Annotated in this window: 1 protein-coding gene; it reads left to right on the top strand. The window is 75.7% G+C overall.

All coding sequences use genetic code 11. The features are described 5' to 3' along the window. Positions 1-24 precede the first annotated feature (24 nt). Positions 25-3,002: condensation domain-containing protein (locus tag CKY47_RS36730; RefSeq protein WP_306750996.1), on the top strand; the 2,978-nt coding region annotated here is incomplete at its 3' end.

Raw genomic sequence — 3,002 nt, 5'->3', positions numbered from 1 at the left:
GACCCCTTCGAACCCGGCGGACGCATGTACCGCACCGGCGACCTCGTCGCCTGGCGAACCGACGGCACCCTCGACTTCCTCGGCCGCGCCGACGACCAGGTCAAGATCCGCGGCTTCCGCGTCGAGCCCACCGAGGTGCGGGCGGTCGTCGAGCGGCACCCCGGCGTGCGGGAGTGCGCGGTGGTGGTGCGCGAGGACCGACCCGGCGACAAGCGGCTCGTCGCCTACGTCGTCGCCCCCGGCACCCCCGTCGCGGACCTGCGCGCCCACACCGCCGACCTCCTCCCCGACCACCTCCGCCCCACCGCCTACGTCCCGCTCGACGCACTGCCGCTCACCCCCAACGGCAAGCTCGACCGCGCCGCCCTGCCGGCGCCGGACCGGGTCGTCACGCCCCGGCGGGCCGCGCGCGGCGCCCGCGAGGAGATCCTGCGCGGCCTGTTCGCGGACGTGCTGGGCCTGCCCGAGGACCGGGTCGGCCCGGCGGACGACTTCTTCGCGCTCGGCGGCCACTCGTTGCTGGCGGCGAAGCTCACCGGCCGGGTGCGCGCCGCGTTCGGCGTGGAGATCGGCGTGCGGGACGTGTTCACCGCTCCCGTGGTGGCCGACCTGGCGCTGCGCCTGGACGGTGCCGCCGCCGCACGGCCCGCGCTGGTCGCCGGCGACCGGCCCGACCGCCCGGCGCTGTCCCCCGCCCAGGCCCGGCTGTGGTTCCTCGACCAGGTCGACGGCGGCACCGCATACAACGTGCAGTTCGCGGCCCGGGTCACCGGGCCGGTGGACGCCGCCGCCCTGGACCTGGCCGTCACCGACGTGGTCCGGCGGCACGAGCCGCTGCGCACCACCTACCCGTCCGTCGACTCCGAGCCGCACCAGCACGTGCTGCCCGAGGACGCCGTCGGGTCCGTCCTCACCGTGCACGACGTCGCGCCCGACGAGGTGGACGCGGTGGTCCGCGCCGAGTCCGGGCACGTGTTCGACCTCGCCGGTCGACCGCCGATCCGGGTGCACCTGCTCAGCACCGGCGAACGGGACCACGTGCTGCTGGTGACGCTGCACCACATCGCGGGCGACGGCTGGTCGCTGCGCCCGCTGCTGGCCGACCTGGCCGCCGCCTACACCGCCCGCCTCGGCGGGCGTGCCCCGGGGTGGACGCCGCTGCCGGTGTCCTACGTGGACTACGCGCGCTGGCAGCAGGACCTGCTCGGCGACGCCGCCGACCCGACGTCCCGCCTGGCCCGCGACCTCGCGCACTGGCGGTCCGCGCTGGCCGGCCTGCCCGAGGGCCTGGACCTGCGCACCGACCACCCCCGGCCGCCGGTGGCGAGCCACCGGGGCGGGTCGCTGCCGCTGCGCGTGCCCGACGGGGTGCGCCGGGCGCTGGCCGACCTGGCCCGCGCGCGGGGCGTGACGCTGTTCATGGTGCTCCAGGCCGCGTTCGCGACCCTGCTCACCAGGATGGGCGCGGGCACCGACATCCCCATCGGCACCCCCGTCGCCGGACGCACCGACGAAGCCCTCGACGACCTCGTCGGGTTCTTCGTCAACACCCTCGTGCTGCGCACCGACACCTCCGGCGACCCCACCTTCACCGAACTGCTGGCCCGCGTCCGCGACACCGACCTCGCCGCCTACGACCACCAGGACGTGCCCTTCGAACGGCTCGTGGAGGAACTGAACCCCGTCCGCGACTCCGCGCGGCACCCGCTGTTCCAGGTGATGGTGGTGCTCCAGAACAACGCGTCGGCGGCCGTGGACCTGGCGGGCGCGGCGTGCGTGCCGGAGCCCGTGCCGAACACGACCGCCAAGTTCGACCTGACGCTGGCCGCGACCGAGACCGCGGACGGGATCGGCGGGTACCTGGAGTACGCCGCGGACCTGTTCGACCGCGACTCCGCCGAACGCCTCCTCGACCGCTTCACCTGGCTGCTCGCCGCCGTCGCGGCCGACCCCCACCGCCCCGTCACCTCCCTCGACCTGCTGACCTCCGCCGAGCGGCACGACGTGCTGGTGACGTGGAACGACGGCGGACCCGCCGCCCCGGCCGCGACGGCCCACGCGCTGGTCGCCGAGCAGGCACGCCGCACGCCCGGGGCCACGGCCCTGGTCTGCGGCGCGGAGCGCGTCACGTACGCCGAACTGGTCGACCGGTCGAACCGGCTGGCCCACCACCTCGTCGCGGCCGGTGTCCGGCCCGGCGACGTGGTCGGGGTGCTGCTGGACCGGGGCCCCGACCTGGTGGTCGCCGTGTTGGCCGTGCTGGGCAGCGGTGCCGGCTGCACCGTGCTCGACCCGAGGTTCCCCGCCGACCGGCTGCGCGCCGTGGTGGCGCGGACCGCCGCGCCGGTGGTGGTCACGTGCACCGACCTCGCCGGGATGCCGGCCGGGGTCGCCCCGGTCCTGGTCGACGCCGAGTCGGACGTGATCGCCGCGCGTCCCGGCGGCGCCCCGGACGTCGCCGTGGACCCCGCCGACGTGGCGCTGGTGATGTTCACCTCCGGTTCCACGGGCGAGCCGAAGGGCGTGCTGTCCACCCACGAGGCCCTGGTGCGCACGCTGACCGGGCAGGACTACGTCGACTTCGCGGCCGACGACGTGTGGTTGCAGTGCTCCCCCGTCTCCTGGGACGCCTTCGCCCTCGAACTGTTCGGCCCGTTGCTGCACGGCGCGACGTGCGTCCTCCAGCCCGGCCACGTGACGGACCCGGCGGTCATCGCCGACCTGCTCACCGCGCACCGCGTCACCACCGCGCACCTGTCCGCGAGCCTGCTCAACCACCTGCTCGACGAGCACCCCGACGCCCTGCGCGATGTCCGGCAGCTGATGACCGGCGGCGAACCCGCGTCCGTGGCGCACGTCCGCCGACTGCTCGACGCACGCCCCGACCTGCGGCTGGTCAACGGGTACTCGCCCGTCGAGAACATGATCTTCACCCTGTGCCACCACGTCCGGCCCGAGGACACCGCGCGGGCCACCATCCCCGTCGGCTCGCCGATCGCGGG

It is taken from the genome of Saccharothrix longispora (genome assembly GCF_030852425.1).
Taxonomy (GTDB): Bacteria; Actinomycetota; Actinomycetes; order Mycobacteriales; family Pseudonocardiaceae; genus Actinosynnema; species Actinosynnema longispora.
This window is presented reverse-complemented; position numbering and strand designations above follow the sequence as displayed.